Genomic DNA, 19,465 nt, shown 5'->3' with positions numbered 1-19,465 from the left:
CTAGGCGGTTTCCCGTGCGAAATCAGTTCGGCTCCGGCGTTTCTGCCGGGGCCGTTCGCGTCCGGTGCGAACACAGTTTCGACCCTGTTCCTTGGCCATATATAGCGCCTGGTCGGCCCGTTTAATAACTTGAGTCGGTGTTTCGTCCGGCTGGTTTTCACAGGCGCCAATGCTGATGGTGACATTCACCACTTTATTCTGCGCGTCCTTGCCTCTTTTCTGGCGACCCTTCTCATTGTTTTTCGGCCGCTTGGCATCGCGAATAGCCAGCGGGTAACTGGCGACCTTTTCCCTGATGGTTTCCAGGGCCGGCAGGGCCTCGGCTTCGCTGCGCCGGCGAAATACCACCGTGAACTCCTCGCCGCCGTAGCGGAAAAGACGACCGCCGGCCTGTACTGTGTTGAGCTGGGAGGCAACCATCCGCAATACCTGGTCGCCGGTATCATGGCCGTAGCGATCATTGAACTGCTTGAAGTGGTCGATATCGAGCATGGCAATCACATACTGGCGGCCAGGGGTCTGCAAATAATGCTCCAGAGCACGGCGGCCTGGTACGCCTGTCAACGTATCGAGGAAAGCCATGCTGTAGCCATGGTGAACCAGGGCTCCGATCAAGACCAGTTGTGACAGTACCTGATACAGGCTGCCAATGAGGGGTAAATCCGGTTTGGCCAGGCTCAATAACATGGCAATGGAAAGAGTCAGTGTCACCAGTGTGTCCAGCGGGCGGCTGCGCATAAAGCCCAGGCACAGTGTCAGCCAGACAAGGTTCCACACCAGTGCGCCGTGGCTCAGTGTCAGTCCGGAGAAGGTGTACTCAATCAGCACTGGAGGCAATGCCAGCAGCCATTCGGTCAATGTCAGTGGTGCGTAGTGCCAAAGCAACAGCAGCGAAGCGTAGGGGCCTGCCAGCAGTAAGAGGCGTCGCATGCCGTTGCGTGACAGCAGGTGACGGTCTGGCAGCAGCAGAATGACCCACTGCAGTAACGGCCAGATCAGGCTGGCCAGCAACAGTGTCATATACTGCGCCGGATTGCTGGCGGATTGTGCGGCCAATAGTTGCAACATGGCCCCGGCCAGTACCAGGTGAAGGCTGAGCCAGACCGCACGGTAATGTTTCAGGCCCAGTCCCAGCAACACGACAACCAGCGTTAACAGCAGGGGCAGGGTGCGGATCATGAGCTGCTGGTCATCACTCAGCTGCAGCAGCCTGCTCTCGAATATCAAGGGCAAGGGCAGCAAAATGAGGGGTATGGCTGTCAATATGATCCTGAGCAGCACTCGGTTTCCGGCTCCAGAATATGAACGAAAGGTGAATAATAGCATGCTTGGGAGCAGGACTCGCGTTTGATATACATCAGTTGAACGGCTGGGAACTTGTGCTATTGCTCGCTATGCTGAGTGAATACAGGAGGGGGTTATATGGAATCCTACGCGCGTTTTCTGGTGCACCTGAAACAGGATGAGCATCGTGGTGAATTGCTGGTGAAGCTGCGAAAATTGCTGCAAGCCGATTCCCAGGTGGAGCTGTTCAGCCACCATTACTCGGCAGCCGTTGAAGGCAGCACCTTGTTTGATCCCGAAAAGCATCAGCATGCCATTCAGTCATTGCTGCGTCAGATCGAAAAAGGACTGCAGTCACATACCGACAAGCTCGAGCAGCTGGGTGTAAAGGCCGGAGCTGATGTGAGTTGGGGGCGGGATGAGGCCGAGACGCTGGTGCGCAAGGTTATGCGCTATAAGCCGGACCTGGTCATGCACGCACCGGATACACACCCGGATCTGTTACAGCGTATTTTGGGTGCGCCTGAGTGGCGCTTGTTACGGCTGTGCCCTGCGCCCCTGTTGTTGAGTAAAAAACAGCACTGGAACGAGCGGCCCATTATCGCCGCGGCCATCGACCCTTTTCACCTGGATGACGAAACGGCAGAGTTGGATCAGTTGATCCTGACCCACGCACAGCGATTGGCGGAACAGGTCGACGGCGAGTTACACGTGCTGCACGTGTATCAGACCCTGCCACATTCGGCGATTTTCAATGAGCACCTGGTCATGGACTATGAGCAGTTGCAGAAAAAAGTACGTGCCGATCACAGGGCTCGTATCCAGGCCTTGATCAGTCCGCTGAACCTGTCCATTGATGACCCCTGTGTACATTTACTGGAAGGTGAGCTGAGCCAGTGTGTGCCGGAATGGAGTGAGCGCATTGGCGTAGATGTACTGGTGATGGGGAGCCTTGCGCGCGGGTTTGTTGATCGGCTGTTACTGGGCAGCTCCGCTGAACGCTTGCTGGAACGGGTCAGTTGTGACTTGATGGTACTCAAGCCGGACAGCTTTCACTGCCCGGTGGATGAGTTCTGACAGGATTTACAGCCTGCTAAAACTTGAAGCTGGCCCAGACGGGAGCATGATCGGACGGCTTTTCCATGGCGCGGATATCGTAGTCGATACCAGCATCCTCACAACGCGCCAGCAGTGGGCGGGTGGTCATGATGGCATCGATACGCAGGCCACGCTTGGGGTCGTCATCAAACCCCTTGCTGCGGTAATCAAACCAGCTGAAACGGCGTTCTTCGTCCGGATTCAGGTGGCGGAAGGTATCGACAAGCCCCCAATCATACAGGCGCTGCAGCCACTCCCGTTCTTCCGGCTGGAAGCTGGTTTTGCCGGTACGCAGCCAGCGCTTGCGATTGGGCTCGCCAATGCCGATGTCCTTGTCGGTCGGGGAGATGTTCAGGTCTCCCATCACCGCCAGTAACTGATCGGGATCCTGCTGTTCGAGGTGGCTCAGCAGGTCGGCGTAAAAGCGGCGCTTGGCAGGAAATTTGAGCGGGTGTTCGACATTTTCACCCTGTGGAAAATAGCCGTTAAGTACCCGAACGGTACTGCCGTCGGCTGCTTCAAAGTCCGCCATAATCATGCGGCGTTGTGCATCGTCCTCATCACCTTCAAAACCATACTGAACATTCTGTGCGGGCTGTTTCGACAGCAGGCAGACGCCGTAATGGGTTTTCTGGCCGTGGAAAACCGCGTGGTACCCCATAGCTTCTATCTGCTCGATCGGGAACTGCTCATCGGCCACTTTTGTTTCCTGAATGCCGATTACATCTGGCTGGTGCTGGCGAATAACCGCTTCCAGCTGGTGCATGCGAGCCCTAATGCCGTTGGTGTTGAAGGAAATCAGTTTCATATTCATCCTGCGGTTGGCGCGTAAAAACGGCATCATAGCAAAAAATATCGCGGTGACGGCTGTCCGGTTGATTGTGCTTGCCTATCGCCAAATGACAGGAATTTAATTGGTCCCCATGTGCAAGCGCTGGTTACAATGGGGCAAAACCATGCATAGAAACAGGAGGTCCAGTGGCTGAGTTTGATTATGATCTATTTGTGATCGGTGCCGGCTCCGGTGGGGTGCGAGCCGGGCGCATGGCTGCTGCCGAGGGTGTACGGGTCGCGGTGGCGGAAGATCGCTACCTGGGCGGTACCTGTGTCAACGTCGGCTGTGTGCCGAAAAAGCTATATGTGCATGCCTCTCATTACGCCGAGTCCTTCCATGAGGCCGAGGGTTTTGGTCTGACGGCGGAAGGGGTGAGCTTTGACTGGCCGCGTCTGCGTGACAACAAGTCCAGTGAAATTGCCCGTCTCAATGGCATCTATACCAATTTGCTGAAAAATGCCGGCTGTGACCTGATTGAAGGGCGTGCCCGGGTTGTTGGCCCTCATGAAGTTGAGGTGAATGGCAAGACCTATTCCTCCGAGCGTATTCTGGTGGCCACCGGTGGCTGGCCCTTTATCCCTGACTTCCCGGGGAATGAGCATGTGATCAGTTCGAATGAAGTGTTCGACCTTGAGCGTTTCCCTGAAGATGTGCTGGTGGTCGGTGGCGGCTATATCGCTGTTGAATTTGCGGGCATCTTTGCAGGCCTGGGTGCCAACACGCACCTGATTTACCGTGGTGACCTCTTCTTGCGAGGCTTCGATCAGGAAATCCGTGAATATACCGCTCAGGAAGTGGCCAAGAAAGGCGTACAGCTGGAGTTCAACTGCAACATTACCGCTATTCGCAAACTGGATAATGGCCGTCTGGAAGCGACGTTGACCGATGGCAGAGTGCTGGAGGCTGATCAGGTGCTCTATGCAACGGGTCGGGTGCCCAATATAGAGGGACTGGGGCTCGAACAGCTGGGCGTGGCCACACGTGATAATGGCGCCGTGATTGTGAATGAGCAGTTCCAGACCACTGTACCTTCCATTTACGCCATTGGTGACGTGATTGATCGGGTCCAACTGACGCCTGTGGCGCTGGCAGAGGGCATGGCGCTGGTGCGTCACCTGTATGCCCAGGGTTCACCGGAGGTGGATTACGAATTGATCCCGACCGCCGTATTCTGTCAGCCCAACATCGGCACAGTGGGTTTAAGCGAAGAAGATGCCCGCAAACGCCATGGCAACATCAAGGTGTTCAGCTCCGAATTCCGTCCGCTGAAGCATACCCTTAGTGGCAGTGATGAGCGTACACTGATGAAGATGATTGTGGATGCCGAGACCGACCGTGTACTGGGTGTACATATGGTGGGGCCTGAAGCTGGCGAGATTATCCAGGGCATCGGTATCGCGCTGAAAGCGGGTGCAACCAAGGCGACCTTCGACAGCACTATAGGAATCCATCCTACCGCTGCCGAAGAGCTGGTCACCATGCGTCAGCCGGTTCGCTGAGCGACTTGCATTACTAACCTCACCCTGAATATACAAGGCCGCTTAAGCGGCCTTTTTTATGCTTAACAGACTGTCGAAAATCTATCTGCGTTGCCGAATGCGGCGTTAAAAACAGTCTCAAAATGCTCATTTAGTTCACTAAACTGCGCTTTTACGCCTGTTTGTGCCCGGGCGGCGTTCCGCTAGCTTCGACTGCCTCGATAACGCTTTTCAAAAACCTGTTAAGCGGCAGGTTTCCAAAGCGTCAGGGAGCGGAACCAGCCCTGGGAAGACAGCTGCTCAGTGATGTGCTGTTCCAGCTCGGCAGGTGTCAGGCTGTGCTGGCGCAGGGATGCCACCAATGCAGCTCCAAGCTTGATCTCAACATCGATACTGGCCGGATGGTAATACAGCGTCAGTTCATAGTCGGGCTCAAGGCCCAGTGTATTGGCCAAAAGCACGTCCAGTTGCTGGCTGATATAACGGCGTGCGGGCAGTTCGGGGCTGGAAGGGTCTACCTCTGCTTCTTCGTCATCATAGGTATCGATGTGGAAGATGATATGGCTGAGGTCATCAAAGCGTTGCTTCAGCCTGGAAACAACCACATCCCCAATGTAATGGCCTTCGGCTGCACTCAGGTGGGGCTCAACCTGAATGTGCATCTCGAGCAGGCTCTGGTTACCCATACGGCGACTTTTGAAACTGTGGACGCTCAGTACGCCGTCTACGGACAACGCCTGTTCCTGGAGCTTGGCAACCTTGGTATCCGGCAACGCCGTATCCACCAGCTCGGTGATGCTGCGGGCGATCAAATCCCAGCCGATCTTGCCGACCAGAAGTGCTACCAGTACAGCGGCCAGGGCATCCAGCCACCACCAGCCGGCCATCGCGCCGGCGACAGCGGCGAAAACAACAATGGATGAGAGGGCATCGCTGCGGCTGTGCCAGGCGTTGGCGATGATCAGGTCTGAATCCAGCTCTTTACCCACATTCAGCGTATAGCGAAAGATCCACTCCTTGCCGGCGATGGACAGGGCTGCAGCAACTAACGCGGGCCAAGTGGGTGGCGCAGCAGGCTGCTCGTTAAACAGGGCCTGAAGGCTATCGTAAGCGAGGGTGATACCGACGGCGACAAGCAGGGCGCCCAGTATCACCGTGCCCACGGTTTCAAAGCGGGCATGGCCCCAGGGATGGTTGTCATCCGGGCCGCGATGAGACAGGCGCAGGACAATGACCACCATAAAGTCGGTGACCAGATCGGATAGCGAGTGGATACCATCTGCAATAAGGGCGCTGGAGTTGGCCAGAATACCGATCACGATTTTCAAGGCACCGAGGACAGCATCCAGTACGGCGCCAATTAGCGTTACTTTTTCCGCCGCTTTACGGCGTTGATCAAGTTGTTCCTGCATGAGTGGCCATCTCTGCCTGGTTGGACCGCGTATAATAGCGGCTGATGCTTCAGGTCACCAGCGAGCATGTAAAATCGGGTGTGTCAGGTCTGCAACTGGTTGAGTATAAAAGCTCAAAAACTAATGGCTAAAAATTGAACAATCTAAGGTTGGGCAAGTAACCATGCCTGCTGACGCCGTTTGGTAATCAAATCTTCACAGTGTTATCCACAGTAGATGTGAGTAGGCGTGTGAAAGCCAGCTATAGCGTCCCTTGAGGGGCTATCCACATTGTATCGGTCAAAATCATTGCCTAAGATAGGCCTTTCTCAAGGACGTAAAGGCGCACTATGCAACCCTCTGTGATAACGCTATGGATTTTGCCACTGGCACTTTTCATTATCATGTTCGGTGTCGGCATGACGTTGCGCTGGAGTGACTTTACCAGGCTGCTGCGGGCGCCCAAGCCGGTAGCGTTGGGGCTGATCTGTCAGTTGCTGCTGTTGCCACTGTTGGCCTTTGTGCTTGTAAAGTTGTTTGTGTTGGCACCGGTTGCGGCTGTGGCTTTGATGGTGTTGGCGTTTGCCCCGGGTGGCGCAACCTCCAATATGCTCTCACTTCTGGCGCGGGGTGATACGGCGCTTTCCGTTACCCTCACGGCCATTACCAGTATGATCACGCCGTTTACATTGCCTGTTCTGACCTTGTGGATGCTGTCTCTGTGGGGACTGTCCAGTCAGGCGTTGGCGTTTCCTGTATTGCCGTCGATTGCCAAAATGGTGGCGGTCACTCTGGTGCCTGTGATGCTGGGCATGTTTGCCAGTCACCGCTGGCCCGGCCTTGCGCAACGCATGCGCCGACCGGTCAAGCTGATGTCCCTGGTGTTCATGTTGATGGTGGTGGGTGCCATCGTCGCGGCGAATATGGATCGTCTTGGTGACATCATCCGAACGGCTGGCCCATTGGTGATGATATTGGCCTGTGGTGCGCTGCTGTGTGGTTATTTGGTGGCACGTCTGGCTGGCCTGCAGCAGGCGCAGGGGATCACTCTGGCGCTTGAGACCGGCATCCAGAATGCAGGCACTGCGTTAATGGTCACGAGCGGGTTGCTGCAGAATGCGGAAATGTCCGGTGTGGTACTCATGTACGGCGTGCTGATGCAGGCGCCTGCACTGCTGCTGGTCGCCTGGCGCAATCGGGATCTGGTCGGGGCCAGGCTGGTGCAATCGTCCTGAAGGTTATTTAATCAATCCCCAGCATCTTGTGGGTCTGTAGGCTCAGCTGCCATTGCGGGTGCTGCAGACAGTAGTCAATACAGCGTCGCGTATACTGGCCTTGCAAAGGCCCATCCATGGGTTGCAGGTAGAAGTTGTCAAATTCCAGATCAGCAAAACGCTCGGGTGGTGCCAGGCTCTGAGGATAGACCAGCTTCAGCTCATGACCCCGAGTGATAATGACCTCGGCATCGGCTTTGGGGCTGACACAGATCCAGTCAATTCCTGCCGGCAGGGGTTTGGTGCCGTTGGTTTCGATGGCAATTTCAAACCCTTCTTCATGTAGAGCATCTATAAGTGCTTCGTCCAGCTGCAATGCGGGCTCACCTCCGGTACACACAACATAGCGACGCTGGCTGTCCTGCTTGGGCCAGAAGCTGGCAATACGGGCAGCCAACTCGGCCGCTGTGGCAAATTTGCCCCCGTTCTGGCCATCGGTACCGATAAAATCGGTATCGCAAAAATCGCACACGGCTTTGCTGCGGTCCTGCTCACGGCCTGACCAAAGATTACAGCCGGTGAATCGACAAAAAACGGATGGGCGTCCTGCCTGGGCACCTTCGCCCTGCAGGGTGTAGAAAATCTCTTTGACGCTGTACATGAAGGCTCCTGAACATCAGGCGACAAGTGTATCTGCATCAGGATCGAGATCAAGCAAAAGGATGTTGCCGCTAAGATCGATTATACTGTCGCGATTACAACAGAAAAGGATATCAACATGTTTAAACCCTGGTTGGCGGCAACCTGCCTCGGTGCCGCACTGAGTCTGTCCTCGGCCGTACATGCCGAGGTCAAAATTGCTCCGGGCTTGTCCAGCTTCACGGTGATGCACGAAGGTGAAGAAGTGGAAATCAAGCGGGCGCAGGATCAGGAACACCAAATTCATCCGCTCTATGCCCTGACGGCCAGAGGTATGCCTCAGCCCATGCACCCCTTTGCGCCGCATCCGGTTGAAACGCTGGGCGAGCGCGAGTTCGTCGACTATATGATGCAGGCGCAGCAGGATGACAACATCATGGTTGTGGATACACGCACAATCGGCTGGCATGTACGCCTGACCATCCCAGGTGCCAAGAGCTACCCCTATACCATGATGGATGATGCCAGCGATCGTGACTGGGCACTTGATGATTTTGGCGTGGTGAAAACCGGTGAAGAAGAATATGACTTCAGCAAGGCGAAAATCCTGGCCATGTTCTGTAACGGCTACTGGTGTGGCCAGACGCCGGCCATGATCCGTAAACTGCTGGAAGTGGGTTACCCGGCGGAAAAGCTGAAGTACTACCGAGGGGGCATGCAGGCCTGGACCAGCCTTGGTTTTACGGTAGTGGGGGACGACGCCCGCTAGGCGCCGCCCTTTGCTGATGCGCTCAGTTATCTCTGGGCGCTTCGCCACCCATGGCGGTTAGGATTTCCGGTAGCAGGCGGGTAAATTCCAGGCCCATGCGGGCGATGTCAGCGTCATAGGCGGCCATAACATCATCCGGGGTGTCGGCATCGATCTGGTCGCGGAACTCTTCTGTCAGGCGCAGCCGGTGCAGGCTCAGGTCTTCATGTAGCACCAGCTCGACCTGCTGCTGCCAGTCCACCGCCAGGCGCTTGGCCAGCATGCCGGCTTCCAGGTGTGCCTGAATTTCTTCGCTCAACAGCTCCTGGCCCTTGATGCTGATTTTGGCGCCTTCTGCCATGGGGTCACGCAGCTCGCACTCATCGGACAGCGCCCATCCCTGAGGCAAGGCTTCTCCGGTCAACCAGCCGGTCATCACCTTGTCTGCTGACAGGTGTGTCAATGGCAGTTCAACCTTGAGGCTGCCCAGGGCTTCCCGCAAGGCATTCAGCAGCTCTTCTGCACGCTTGTGACTGGTGGCATCGACCGCGATCCAGCCCTGTTGCGGCATGACCAGAGCATGCAGGCCCTTGCGGCGGGTAAAGCTGCGCGGGAGGAGGTCGAGTACGATTTCATCCTTGAGTTGCAGCTTTTCCTTGCGATAGACCTTGCGAGACTCTTCCGCCTCGATGCTGTCCACCTTGTCAGCCAGTGCGTCCTTTACGACGCTGGCGGGCAGAATGCGTTCTTCCTGCAGCAGGTTGATCAACATGAATCCCTGGCTGGCGAATACCAGCATGTCATCCATTTCCTTGACCGGGCGGCTCCAGCCCAGGCTACTCAGCTCCTGACTGCCGCAAGGGCGGAAGGGGTGCTGTGACAGGGCTTCTTCAAGATGTTCCGGGGTGAAACCGGGTTCCGGGGTAAAGCGATAGAAAATCAGGTTGCGGAACCAGAGCATAGCCTCTCCTGGGGGTTGGATCGATGGGAGAGGGAGTATAACGCAATGCGCAGAAGGACTCAGTGTTCTTTATGCAGAGCCTGATCGATAGCCTGGTCGAGATAGAAGCCGTAGAAATCACGTGAGCTGATGCCTACCAGAGGCTCCGTGAGTGACTGTCCTTCCTCATCAAGCAGCAGCACGCTGGGATAAAAACGTACATTCAGGCCCTTGGCAAAATCGCGCGCACTGATTTGCTCGCCCTGTGCGGTTTTGATCGGGCCGGCGGTGGCGACCTTGAGTTCTCGAATCGCCAGGCCTTGCGGGGGTTGTTCCTGCAGGGGCAGGAGGAAGTCATTACGCACCAGGTCGCAGTAGCTGCAATCGGGCTGGGAGAAAAGCACCAGCCACACGTGCGCTTTCTGGTTGTCGTGACTGAGTTGGGTCAGCGGTGGCAGCGTTTGTGCGTTGGCCAGGCTGGAAATCAGGCACAGGGCCAGTGTTGCCAGTAGTCTCAAGGGTGCGCTTCCATAAATGCTTCAACGAGATCCACAACATCATAGGTATACAGATCACGGAAGAAATGGCTCGCACCATCAATGCTGGCCGTTTCAACAGTGGGGTTGGTGACCGTTTCCATGGCTTTACTCAGGTCGGGAACAACCTGATCAGCGGTCCCTGCGATCACCAGGGTTGGTAGTTGGGTGTTCTGCAAGAGGCTGGGTGTGTGATGTGAAGGCTGGTCCGAGTAGTAGCTGACAAAGGTGTCTGCATTGACCTTGGCATCTTCGCAGTAGAGGAAATCGACAGGGTCGGGCAAAGGGTCCGTCGCCTGGTTTTTAGCCTGTTGCAGCAGGGGCGCCAGTGGCTGGCCGTACCGTTGTGCATAGGACTTTGCTTCGGCTTCTGCATTCCAGGTCATGGGCGCGAGCAAAACCTGTCCCATCAAGGCAGTGCTGTCGGTTTCCTGTGACAGCAGGGCAGCCTGATTGCCCCCACGGGAGTGGCCCAACAGCAGGATACGCTCAGCGCCCTGAGTTTCAAGCCACTCCAGCCATAGTGCCAGTTCTGCAACGGCGTCTTCGTGGTGGTGTGTATGCGGCGTGGAGCAGTCATACATGCCCTTACGATCGCTGACTCCCAGGCTAAGCGTGGGAGCAAGGCTGGCAATATCATACTCGGCCAGAGTGCTCTGCAGAGCACTGACCAGCTCCATGCGCCCATGGGCCAGGGTGCCGTGGGTGATCAATACCAGGCTGCGGCCGGTCAGATCGTCTTCTCCGGCGGATTCCAGGTTGGCATTCAATACCAGGTCCTTGTGGGTCAGCTGGATATTCTCTGCCTGTGCAGCGGTGGCACACAGCAGTGTGGTGGCGAGAGTCGTGACCAGACGCATGGCGGCTTCTCCTTGAATTAGAGGCCTTCGTAAGCCAGCAGGGAATAGACCGGAATACCCAGCTCCTGAATGCGGGTGGACCCCTGCAGGTCGGGCAGATCAATCAGGGCGGCTGCTTCAATAACTTCAGCGCCGAGTTTATTGATCAGGGTGCAGGCGGCCAGCAGAGTGCCACCGGTAGCAATCAGATCATCAAACAGCAGCACACGATCGCCGGCCTGCAGGGCATCGCTCTGCATTTCAACAGCAGATGTGCCGTATTCAAGCTCATACTCCTGATGAATGGTTTCACCCGGAAGTTTGCCTTTTTTACGCACCAGTACCAGTGGCAGGTTGAGCTGGTAGGCCATGATGGAGCCGAACAGGAAGCCGCGCGCATCAATACAGGCGATGTGGGTGATATCGCTGTCGACATAGCGCTGGATAAAGGCGTCAGACACCATGCGCATGGCTTTGGGGTCTTTGAAAATCGGGGTGATATCTCGGAATACTACGCCGGGTTCTGGCCAGTCCTGCAGTGAACGGATAACGGACTTTACGTAAAACTCATCGTAGGACATAGAAATTCTCCGAGACGGACAGGCTGTTGATATAACTCAATGCTGCGGTCGCAAAATACAGGTGTAATGAGGGCGTTGGGTTACACATTGAGATGGCTACTTCATTGTGCAACTTGGGCACAGTCCTCTGGACTGTGCCTTTTTTATTTGGGCGTCCGCTGCCCGCTTTCTGCAAAAGCCATTATCGGCTCAAGATGTCTTTTCCTTGGAGTGGGGGCACTCGTCATCCTGGGCTTCACCGGACAGACGGTACATCTCTTCAAGGTTGGTCAGCTCAACTTCCTTGCCATCCACGCGCATCAACTCCATTTTCTGAAAACGCGTAAAGATACGGCTAACGGTTTCAACGGCCAGACCCAGGTAGTTGCCGATTTCATTACGAGACATGGACAGGCGGAAGTTGGACGCCGAGTAACCACGTGCCTTGAAGCGCTGGGACAATTTCAGCAGGAAGGTGGCAACGCGCTGTTCCGCATTTTTCTTGGACAGCAGCAGCATCATTTGCTGGTCGTCACGCAACTCCTTGGACATGCTGCGCAGCATCTGGCGACGCAGTTCAGGCAGTTGGCCGGACAGCTCATCCAGGCGCTCGAATGGAATTTCGCACACGGTGGTGGTTTCCAGCACCTTGGCAGACATGGGGTAGTTTTCGGCATCATAGCCGCTCAAACCCACCAGTTCTCCAGGGAAGTAAAAACCGGTGATCTGCTCTTCACCCTCGTTGGTCAGGGTGTAGCTCTTGATAGAGCCGGCACGGATGGCGTAGACGGAGCTGAAGGGCTCGCCCTGGTGAAACAGATGCTCGCCTTTTTTCAGGGGACGGCTCTTGTCGATAATGTCGTCAAGGCGGTCAATTTCTGTCAGTTCAAGTGAAACAGGCAGGCACAGAGAGCTGAGGCTGCAGGTTTTACAATGAACTTGCGGCAGACTATGGAGCTTTCCCTGAGATTTCCAATCGGCCATGAGGGGGTTCCTTTCTGATCTGGAGTTACAACGCGATGGCAATTAGCCGCATTATGTAACATTTCCCCCCATGGGTGAAGGTTTTCAGCCCTCCCTGGCCGGTGTATCAGATAATACGCGAAAAGTTGTTGCTCGGTTGCTGTTTGGGGATGTAGGCGTCAAACGCCATACAAATACGGCGAATCAACAGGCGGCCGGCTGGCGTTACGCGAATGTGGGTCGGGCTCTGCTCAATGAGGCCATCATTTTCAAACTGGGCCAACTCGACCTGCTCAGCGTCAAAGTAGTCGTCAAAGGTCACGTCAAAGGGGGCCAGAACCTCTGCCTTGTCCAGCTCAAACTGACAGATCAACTGGGTGATCACTGCCCGACGGATATGGTCATCCGGCGTCAGGATGACACCACGCTTGACCGCATGCTCCTGCTGGCTGACACCCTGCGTGTAGGCGGAAAGATCATGTTCGTTCTGGTAATACACATCGCCAATCTGGCTGATGGCCGATACGCCCATTGCAACCAGGTCACAATCAGAGTGCGTCGTGTAGCCCTGGAAGTTTCGGTGCAGCTTGCCCTGTGCCTGGGCGATGGCCAGTTCGTCGCCCGGCTTGGCAAAATGGTCCATGCCGATATACACGTAGCCGGCGTCCAGCAGCCGCTGGATTGTCTGTTGCAGAATATCGAGCTTGGTGGCGGACGAGGGCAGGTCTTCTGCGCGAATGTGCTTCTGTGAACGGAAGCGGTCAGGCAAGTGTGCATAGTTGAACACCGAGAGTCGGTCCGGACTCATGTCGATCACGGTATTCAATGTTTCAGCAAAACTGTCGGCGGTCTGGTGTGGCAGGCCGTAAATCAGATCCATGTTGATCGATTTGAAGCCCAGCTCACGGGAGCGCGTGAGGATTGCCTGCGTCTGTTCCGTTGGCTGTACCCGGTTCACGGCTTCCTGAACCTTAGGGTTTACATCCTGAACACCCAGGCTGATGCGGTTGAAGCCGATGTCACGCAAGACTCCCAGGGTGTCATGGCTGGCTTCTCGTGGGTCAATTTCGATTGAGTAATCGCCCTTGTCATCGTCACGCAGGTGGAAGTGCTTGCCAAGCATCTGCATCAGCTCTGCCATCTGCTCATCACTGATAAAGGTGGGTGTGCCACCTCCCCAGTGCAGCTGGTTGACGATGCGGTCCTGGCTGTACCACTGCGAGAGCTGAGACATCTCGCGGTACAGGGTATCCAGGTAGGGCTGGGCCTTGTTGCGATTACGCGTGATCACCTTGTTACAGGCACAGTAGTAACAGACATGAGCACAGAAGGGGATGTGCACGTAGAGGGACAGTGGTGCTGCCGTGTCGGTTGTTTCCCGTGCTGTCGACAGCAAGGCCTCGGGTGTCAGCGGGCTATCGAACTGAATGGCCGTCGGGTAAGACGTATAGCGGGGACCGGATAGATCATAACGACGGATCAGGTCCAGATCCCAGCGGATATCGGTGTCTCGTTTCACCACAAAACCTCATGCATAGGTGGTCAGGCGAGCAGTATAGCGCGTGAGGGTTGGTGGGTGGTTGATGAATATCAAGCGTGGCCGAGCAATCCCTGCCAGGGCAGGGTGAGCAAGCCGAATATGATGACCAGTGCCCCGGCACCTTGCCTTACGCCCTTGCGTTGCAGTATCTGGCGTAACTGACCTGCCAATACGGATGTTGTCATCATGGCGGGGAGGGTGCCCAGGCCAAACAGCAGCATCAGCAAAGCGCTTTCTGGCGCGCTTTGGCCTGTGGTGCCCGCCCAGATCAGTGTTGTATAGACGAGCCCACAGGGCAGCCAGCCCCATAGGCCACCAAGGAAGAGGCACTTCCATAAACGGTCGGCGGGCAAAAACGTTTTAGTGAGGGGTTGAATGCGACGCCAGATAATCTGTCCGACGCGTTCCAGGTATGCCGCGCCCTGCCACCACTGGGCGATATAGAGGCCCATGACAATCATGATCAGTGCGGCGACTGTGCGCAGGCCGATCGTCAGTGTCTGGCCCTGAGCCAGTATGGCTCCGAATTGACCGACCAGCAGGCCTGCGATGGCATAGCTGAGCAGGCGCCCAACATTAAAGCCAAGCAGGTACAAGGGTGTTGAGGCCTTGCCGCTGGCGCTGAGTGCAACGCTGCCGGCAATGCCGCCACACATGCCGATACAGTGTGTACTTCCGGCGAGGCCAAACAGAACGGCAGCCAGGACTGCAGGAAACTCGGTCACTTGGAATCCTGTGACCGGTTCTTGTCTTTGTCCTGACGTGCATCTTCAGGAATCATGTCTTCGTCATCATCATAGAGAATGCGATGCGCCGGAGACTCCAGGTCATCAAACTGACCCTGTTTGACGCTCCATGAGAAAGCCCAGATCGCAACGCTGGCCAGAATAATGGCAATGGGAATGAGCAGATAGATAATGTCCATGATTCAACTCCGACGCGGGGGCTTGATTCGAGGTGTCCGGGCCAGGCGCATGGCATTGCCGACCACAATCAGCGAGCTGGCTGACATGCCTACCGCTGCCATGTAGGGTGCAATAAAGCCCAACGCGGCCAATGGCAGGGCTACCAAGTTATAGAGTAGTGCCCAGCTCAGGTTTTCACGAATGACCAGGCGGGTCTTGCGTGCCAGCAGGATACCCAGAGCAAGCCGCTTCAGCTCACCCGAGATCAAGACGGCATCGGCGCTTGTCTTGGCCAGATCGGTGGCGCTGCCCATGGCGATGGAGGTGCGTGCACCTGCCAGAACCGGGATGTCATTGATGCCATCGCCGACCATGACAACACTGGCTCCATCACTCTGGAGCTGCTTGATGTAGGCCAGCTTCTGGTCGGGCGACATGCCACGCTGGACTACGCTGATGCCTAGCTGTTCAGCAACCCTGGGGGCAGCCTCGGATTCATCACCGGTGAGCATGGCAACATGAATGCCGCGCTGATGCAGCATGGCGATTAACTCCGGAGCATCCTGTCGTACCTGGTCATCCACCGAGAACCAGGCAACCGGGCCTTGTTTGTCGGCCAGTAACAACCATTGCACAGCCATTTCAGGTGTTGCCGGGGTTTCGCCTCCATAGAGTTCTGCGGCATAGGATGCCTTGCCCAGGCGGAAGCGCTGCTGTTGGAACAGACCTTCTACCCCTGCGTTCACCTGTACCCTGACGTCCTGGGCTTCCTGCCTGAAGAAGGGGCGGAAGGCCTGGGCGATGGGGTGCTCTGATGGCTGTTCCAGTGCCGCTGCAACGGTATAGGGGTTGGCTGCAAAGTCAGGGCGCAACAGGTGCATGTCGCGCACGCTCAAGTTGCCTTCAGTAAGGGTACCTGTTTTGTCGAAAACAACATGGGTGGCGCTGGCAAGGCCTTCGAGTACGTGCCCGCGTGTGATGAGCAAGCCTTGCTGGCGCAGAGTGCCGGTCGCCGCAGTCAGTGCGGTAGGTGTTGCCAGGGACAGCGCACAGGGGCAGGTGACGACCAATACTGACAGTGTAATCCAGAAGGCATCGGCCGGAGATACCAGATACCAGGCGGTAGCAACGGTGACCGATGTGAGCAGTACGGCCATTACGAAATAGCGAGCCACCTTGTCAGCAACTTTCGCCGTAGCCGGTTTTTCAGACTGGGCACGCTCTATCAGACTTATAATGGCTGAGATACGGGTATTCTGGCCGGTCTCCGTGATGCGGACCTTGATCGGGTGCTCAACGTTGATGGTGCCACCAACCACGGTATCTTCACACTGTTTGCTGATGGGCAGATACTCACCGGTAAGGGCGGATTCATCGATGGTGCTGTTGCCTTCAATAATGACACCATCTGCCGGAATGGTATGCCCAGGCTTGACCAGTACGATCTGATCAACCTGGAGTTCGGATGCAGGGATCAGCTTTTCATGGCCATCAATCAGCAGGGTGGCACTTCCCGGCAGAAGGTCCATCAACGCATTGCCGGCGCGACCGGTACGGTGGCGAGCCTGCATTTCAACAAAGCGGCCGATCAACAGGAAGAAGGTAAACATGGTGACCGAGTCGAAATAGACTTCACCCGTATTGGTAACGGTGGCCCAGATACTGGCCAGGAAAGCCCCGCCAATAGCGATGGAAACCGGCACGTCCATGCTGAGCTGACGTGTGCGCAAGTCGCGCCAGGCGGCGATAAAAAACGGGCGTGCAGAATACAGCACCACCGGAGTGGTAATCACCAGGCTGCTCCAGCGTATGAACTCGACGAAGCGGGACTCCATATCCTGGAGTGCGCCGGCATAAAGGGCGACGGCCATCATCATGACCTGCATCATGCCGACCCCGGCAATCCCCAGGCGACGAATGGCGCGCTTTTTCTCGGCTTCCAGCAACTGCTCTTCGCGGTTGGGGTGGAAGGGGTGTGCCCGATAGCCGATGTGCATGATTTCAGCGAACAGCCGGCTCAAGGAGGTTTGTTCGGGGTCCCAGACCAGTCGACCGCGGTGATTGGTCAGGTTGACACTGAATGACTCAACCCCTGGCTGGCGTGACAGGTGGTGCTCAAGCAGCCACACGCAAGCCGCGCAGGTAATGCCTTCCATAACCAGGGTGGCTTCGCTGCGGTTTTCTTCCAGGCTGCGAACAAAACCGGCCTGAATAGACGGGTTGTCATACAGGGCCAGCTCATCATCAAGCGGGGCTCCGCCTGTCAGGTTGTCCGGTGCAGGAGCAAGATTGTCACGGTGGCGGTAGAAGTTGTCCAGCCCGCCGTCAACAATGGTTTGGGCCACAGCCTGACAGCCCGGGCAGCACATGCTGCGCGCCGAACCATCAATAACCGTGGTGTAGTCGGTACCGGGCGGGACCGGAAGGCCGCAATGAAAACAGTCCTGACGAGCATCACTGCTCTGGACTTTGGACTCTGCGTTCACTGTGGTTTAAGGGTGTAGTTGAGCTGTTCGTCATAAGGAGGCTCAATTTCCAGGCGTACCTGCCAGTTATCATCCATGGGGCTCAGGGACAGATAGCGCTTGCTGCTGATTTTACCCTGCAGGCTGCTGGCATAGAGGCCTTTGCCATCGACGCTGCGCAACGTCAGTGTCTGGTCATATTTCTGATGCGTCGGGTGAATGATGTTCAGACGCAGCTGTTCGGGAAAGCTGTCCAGCAAACCATTGAGGCGCAGGTTGACGTCGCCTGTCATGCGGTCGATTTTCAGGTCACCCTGTATTTCCAGGTTGCGTGCCTGATCCTGACGGGAGGTGTCGATATTCATGCCGCGAGCGACTTTGTAATAGTCCTCTTTCACCACGCCATCACTGGTAGTGACGGCAATATACATAAAGATCGTGGCGTAAATAAATACGGCGAACAGTGGTGCAAGGACAAACCAAAGCCAGGGCTGTTTGAACCAGGGGGCGGTAGCTTGTTCGTGTGTATTCATGACACTCCTTGAAATGCAGGCGGCCGGATTAACCGGCCGCCATTCTAACCTAAATCAGGTCTTTAAGGGGACTAGCGTTGAGGTATGGGACCAAGGAAACGGCTTTCAGTTTCAATGGCAGTACTTTGGTCCAGCGAAATTACGCTAAAGTTTATATCAGCATTGCGAACATTAAGCTGATCAGGATCTATTTGCAGGCGAACCGGGTAGTTCAGCAACTCGCCAGCAGCGACGGTTACGACAGGTTCAGTCACCATTTCCAGGCCGTCAGGGCCGGAGATGCTGATGCGGTACTGCTGGTCTACCTGATCCTTGTTGGCGATCTTGAGGGTGTATACGTTCTGGATCATGCCGGATGGTGTATTGGTGTACAGCTCGCCGCGGTCACGAATAACATCGACTTCCAGCGGTACACGGTCGGCAATTGCCCAGGCAAAGGCGGCAAACATCACCAGCAGGGCAACAAAATAACCAATCAGGCGCGGGCGCATGAGATGGGTCTTGTTGCCTTTCAGGGCGTGCTCGGTGGTGTAACGCACCAGGCCGGGCTCGTAACCCATGCGATCCATCATGTCATCACAGGCATCGACACAGGCGCCGCAGGCTACACATTCATACTGCAGGCCGTCGCGAATATCGATACCCACCGGGCAGACGTGCACACACGCCATGCAGTCGATACAGTCGCCCAGGCCGCTGCTGTCCTTGTCGGCATTTTTCTTGCGTTTCCCGCGCGGTTCACCGCGTTTTTCATCATACGAGATGATCAGGGTGTCCTGGTCAAACATGACGCTCTGGAAACGGGCATAGGGGCACATGTAGATGCAGACCTGTTCACGAAGCCAGCCGGCATTGCCATAGGTTGCAACGGCAAAGAAAGCCAGCCACCAGGTTTCCCAGGGGCCCAGGTCCCAGCTGGCAATGCTGGGCACCAGTTCACGAATAGGGGAGAAGTAGCCGACAAACGCGATGGCTGAAGCTACGGCAATTAAAATCCAGAGCAGGTGCTTGGCGCTTTTGCGGAGAAACTTGTCCTTGCTCATGGGCTGCTTGTCCATGCGCATGCGCTTGTTGCGATCACCTTCAGTGATGCGCTCGGCCCAGATGAACAGCCAGGTCCAGACAAACTGGGGGCAGGCATAGCCACACCAGAGGCGACCGGCGAACACGGTAACGAAAAACAGCGTGAAGGCGAGAATGATCAGAAGCCAGGATAAAAGCATGAAATCCTGCGGCCAGAACGTCATTCCAAAGATATGGAATTGACGGTTGGGCAGGTCAAATAGTACCGCCTGGCGGCCATCGTACTGAATCCATGAAAATCCATAAAACATCGCCAGCATCAGAAAGCCGGAAATGATGCGGAAGTTCTTGAAGAATCCCTTGTAAAACTTGACGTAGATGTGCTCGCGCTTGGCGTAGAGGTTATAGGTTTCGACTTCGCCACCCTTGCCCTTCTTGGGCGGAGTAACGTCCTTTACCGGTATCTGATTCATG

Annotated in this window: 19 protein-coding genes; 4 read left to right on the top strand and 15 right to left on the bottom strand. The window is 56.0% G+C overall.

Going from position 1 to position 19,465, the window contains the following annotated elements:
* On the bottom strand, positions 1-1,263 hold the full coding sequence (locus O3C79_RS12810; RefSeq protein ID WP_494383406.1) for a GGDEF domain-containing protein: 1,263 nt from the start codon (positions 1,261-1,263) through the stop codon (positions 1-3).
* A gap of 159 nt (positions 1,264-1,422) precedes the next feature.
* Here O3C79_RS12810 and O3C79_RS12805 point away from each other — a divergent pair, with 159 nt between their 5' ends.
* Complete coding sequence (locus tag O3C79_RS12805) at positions 1,423-2,361, top strand: universal stress protein (RefSeq protein ID WP_494383405.1); 939 nt, start codon at positions 1,423-1,425, stop codon at positions 2,359-2,361.
* 16 nt (positions 2,362-2,377) lie between these two features.
* On the opposite strand, the gene xthA is transcribed toward O3C79_RS12805, so the two are convergent.
* Positions 2,378-3,190: an exodeoxyribonuclease III gene (xthA, locus tag O3C79_RS12800; RefSeq protein ID WP_494383404.1), complete on the bottom strand. Its 813-nt coding sequence runs from the start codon at positions 3,188-3,190 to the stop codon at positions 2,378-2,380.
* A 170-nt stretch (positions 3,191-3,360) separates the two neighbouring features.
* On the opposite strand from xthA, the gene gor reads away from it, so the two are divergent.
* Positions 3,361-4,716 (top strand): glutathione-disulfide reductase, encoded by a 1,356-nt coding sequence (gene gor, locus O3C79_RS12795; RefSeq protein WP_494383403.1) that lies wholly within the window; start codon positions 3,361-3,363, stop codon positions 4,714-4,716.
* Positions 4,717-4,937: 221 nt separating this feature from the next.
* Here the strand turns inward: gor and O3C79_RS12790 are convergent, their stop codons facing one another.
* Complete coding sequence (locus O3C79_RS12790; protein WP_494383402.1) at positions 4,938-6,107, bottom strand: cation diffusion facilitator family transporter; 1,170 nt, start codon at positions 6,105-6,107, stop codon at positions 4,938-4,940.
* A gap of 329 nt (positions 6,108-6,436) precedes the next feature.
* Between O3C79_RS12790 and O3C79_RS12785 the strand changes: the two genes are divergently transcribed.
* The gene (locus O3C79_RS12785; protein WP_494383401.1) at positions 6,437-7,321 is read left to right on the top strand and encodes a bile acid:sodium symporter family protein; all 885 of its coding nucleotides are present in this window, start codon (positions 6,437-6,439) and stop codon (positions 7,319-7,321) included.
* Between the two features lie 7 nt (positions 7,322-7,328).
* Here O3C79_RS12785 and queE read toward each other — a convergent pair whose 3' ends face one another.
* On the bottom strand, positions 7,329-7,961 hold the full coding sequence (queE, locus tag O3C79_RS12780) for a 7-carboxy-7-deazaguanine synthase (RefSeq protein ID WP_494383400.1): 633 nt from the start codon (positions 7,959-7,961) through the stop codon (positions 7,329-7,331).
* 117 nt (positions 7,962-8,078) lie between these two features.
* Here queE and O3C79_RS12775 point away from each other — a divergent pair, with 117 nt between their 5' ends.
* Positions 8,079-8,708 (top strand): rhodanese-like domain-containing protein, encoded by a 630-nt coding sequence (locus O3C79_RS12775; RefSeq protein WP_494383399.1) that lies wholly within the window; start codon positions 8,079-8,081, stop codon positions 8,706-8,708.
* A gap of 22 nt (positions 8,709-8,730) precedes the next feature.
* Here O3C79_RS12775 and O3C79_RS12770 read toward each other — a convergent pair whose 3' ends face one another.
* The 11 genes from O3C79_RS12770 to ccoG all read right to left on the bottom strand — a co-directional run bounded on the left by O3C79_RS12770 (position 8,731) and on the right by ccoG (position 19,464).
* Positions 8,731-9,648, bottom strand: a complete 918-nt coding sequence (locus tag O3C79_RS12770) for a recombination-associated protein RdgC (RefSeq protein ID WP_494383398.1) — start codon at positions 9,646-9,648, stop codon at positions 8,731-8,733.
* Between the two features lie 59 nt (positions 9,649-9,707).
* The gene (locus O3C79_RS12765) at positions 9,708-10,145 is read right to left on the bottom strand and encodes a thioredoxin fold domain-containing protein (protein WP_494383397.1); all 438 of its coding nucleotides are present in this window, start codon (positions 10,143-10,145) and stop codon (positions 9,708-9,710) included.
* Positions 10,142-11,023, bottom strand: a complete 882-nt coding sequence (locus O3C79_RS12760; RefSeq protein WP_494383396.1) for an alpha/beta hydrolase — start codon at positions 11,021-11,023, stop codon at positions 10,142-10,144. The genes O3C79_RS12765 and O3C79_RS12760 overlap by 4 nt, the downstream gene beginning before the upstream one ends.
* 17 nt (positions 11,024-11,040) lie before the next feature.
* Positions 11,041-11,583 (bottom strand): adenine phosphoribosyltransferase, encoded by a 543-nt coding sequence (locus O3C79_RS12755; RefSeq protein WP_010324305.1) that lies wholly within the window; start codon positions 11,581-11,583, stop codon positions 11,041-11,043.
* Positions 11,584-11,772: 189 nt separating this feature from the next.
* Positions 11,773-12,546: a fumarate/nitrate reduction transcriptional regulator Fnr gene (fnr, locus tag O3C79_RS12750; RefSeq protein ID WP_076461445.1), complete on the bottom strand. Its 774-nt coding sequence runs from the start codon at positions 12,544-12,546 to the stop codon at positions 11,773-11,775.
* Positions 12,547-12,652: 106 nt separating this feature from the next.
* Positions 12,653-14,044: an oxygen-independent coproporphyrinogen III oxidase gene (gene hemN / locus O3C79_RS12745; protein ID WP_494383395.1), complete on the bottom strand. Its 1,392-nt coding sequence runs from the start codon at positions 14,042-14,044 to the stop codon at positions 12,653-12,655.
* Positions 14,045-14,115: 71 nt separating this feature from the next.
* Positions 14,116-14,790 (bottom strand): sulfite exporter TauE/SafE family protein, encoded by a 675-nt coding sequence (locus O3C79_RS12740; RefSeq protein WP_494383394.1) that lies wholly within the window; start codon positions 14,788-14,790, stop codon positions 14,116-14,118.
* Positions 14,787-14,990, bottom strand: a complete 204-nt coding sequence (gene ccoS, locus O3C79_RS12735) for a cbb3-type cytochrome oxidase assembly protein CcoS (RefSeq protein WP_010324309.1) — start codon at positions 14,988-14,990, stop codon at positions 14,787-14,789. The genes O3C79_RS12740 and ccoS overlap by 4 nt, the downstream gene beginning before the upstream one ends.
* A 3-nt stretch (positions 14,991-14,993) precedes the next feature.
* Positions 14,994-17,456, bottom strand: a complete 2,463-nt coding sequence (locus O3C79_RS12730; protein ID WP_494383393.1) for a heavy metal translocating P-type ATPase — start codon at positions 17,454-17,456, stop codon at positions 14,994-14,996.
* Positions 17,453-17,968, bottom strand: coding sequence for a FixH family protein (locus tag O3C79_RS12725; RefSeq protein ID WP_494383392.1), 516 nt, complete (start codon positions 17,966-17,968; stop codon positions 17,453-17,455). Before O3C79_RS12725 ends, O3C79_RS12730 begins: the two co-directional genes overlap by 4 nt.
* Positions 17,969-18,039: 71 nt before the next feature.
* Positions 18,040-19,464, bottom strand: coding sequence for a cytochrome c oxidase accessory protein CcoG (ccoG, locus tag O3C79_RS12720; protein WP_494383391.1), 1,425 nt, complete (start codon positions 19,462-19,464; stop codon positions 18,040-18,042).
* Between the last annotated feature and the right edge of the window lies 1 nt (position 19,465).

It is taken from the genome of Marinobacterium sp. NO-S09 (genome assembly GCF_059179545.1).
The sequence above is the reverse complement of the archived record's forward strand: the minus strand, read 5'-3'. Positions and strand labels throughout refer to the sequence as shown.

What these genes read in the sequence shown, in the direction of transcription:
- O3C79_RS12790 (WP_494383402.1), bottom strand. Translation starts at nt 6,107, where the DNA reads ATGCAGGAACAACTTGATCAACGCCGTAAAGCGGCGGAAAAAGTAACG.
- O3C79_RS12805 (WP_494383405.1), top strand. Translation starts at nt 1,423, where the DNA reads ATGGAATCCTACGCGCGTTTTCTGGTGCACCTGAAACAGGATGAGCAT.
- ccoG (WP_494383391.1), bottom strand. Translation starts at nt 19,464, where the DNA reads ATGAATCAGATACCGGTAAAGGACGTTACTCCGCCCAAGAAGGGCAAG.
- xthA (WP_494383404.1), bottom strand. Translation starts at nt 3,190, where the DNA reads ATGAAACTGATTTCCTTCAACACCAACGGCATTAGGGCTCGCATGCAC.
- ccoS (WP_010324309.1), bottom strand. Translation starts at nt 14,990, where the DNA reads ATGGACATTATCTATCTGCTCATTCCCATTGCCATTATTCTGGCCAGC.
- O3C79_RS12755 (WP_010324305.1), bottom strand. Translation starts at nt 11,583, where the DNA reads ATGTCCTACGATGAGTTTTACGTAAAGTCCGTTATCCGTTCACTGCAG.
- queE (WP_494383400.1), bottom strand. Translation starts at nt 7,961, where the DNA reads ATGTACAGCGTCAAAGAGATTTTCTACACCCTGCAGGGCGAAGGTGCC.
- O3C79_RS12785 (WP_494383401.1), top strand. Translation starts at nt 6,437, where the DNA reads ATGCAACCCTCTGTGATAACGCTATGGATTTTGCCACTGGCACTTTTC.
- O3C79_RS12725 (WP_494383392.1), bottom strand. Translation starts at nt 17,968, where the DNA reads ATGAATACACACGAACAAGCTACCGCCCCCTGGTTCAAACAGCCCTGG.
- fnr (WP_076461445.1), bottom strand. Translation starts at nt 12,546, where the DNA reads ATGGCCGATTGGAAATCTCAGGGAAAGCTCCATAGTCTGCCGCAAGTT.
- O3C79_RS12775 (WP_494383399.1), top strand. Translation starts at nt 8,079, where the DNA reads ATGTTTAAACCCTGGTTGGCGGCAACCTGCCTCGGTGCCGCACTGAGT.
- O3C79_RS12770 (WP_494383398.1), bottom strand. Translation starts at nt 9,648, where the DNA reads ATGCTCTGGTTCCGCAACCTGATTTTCTATCGCTTTACCCCGGAACCC.
- O3C79_RS12760 (WP_494383396.1), bottom strand. Translation starts at nt 11,023, where the DNA reads ATGCGTCTGGTCACGACTCTCGCCACCACACTGCTGTGTGCCACCGCT.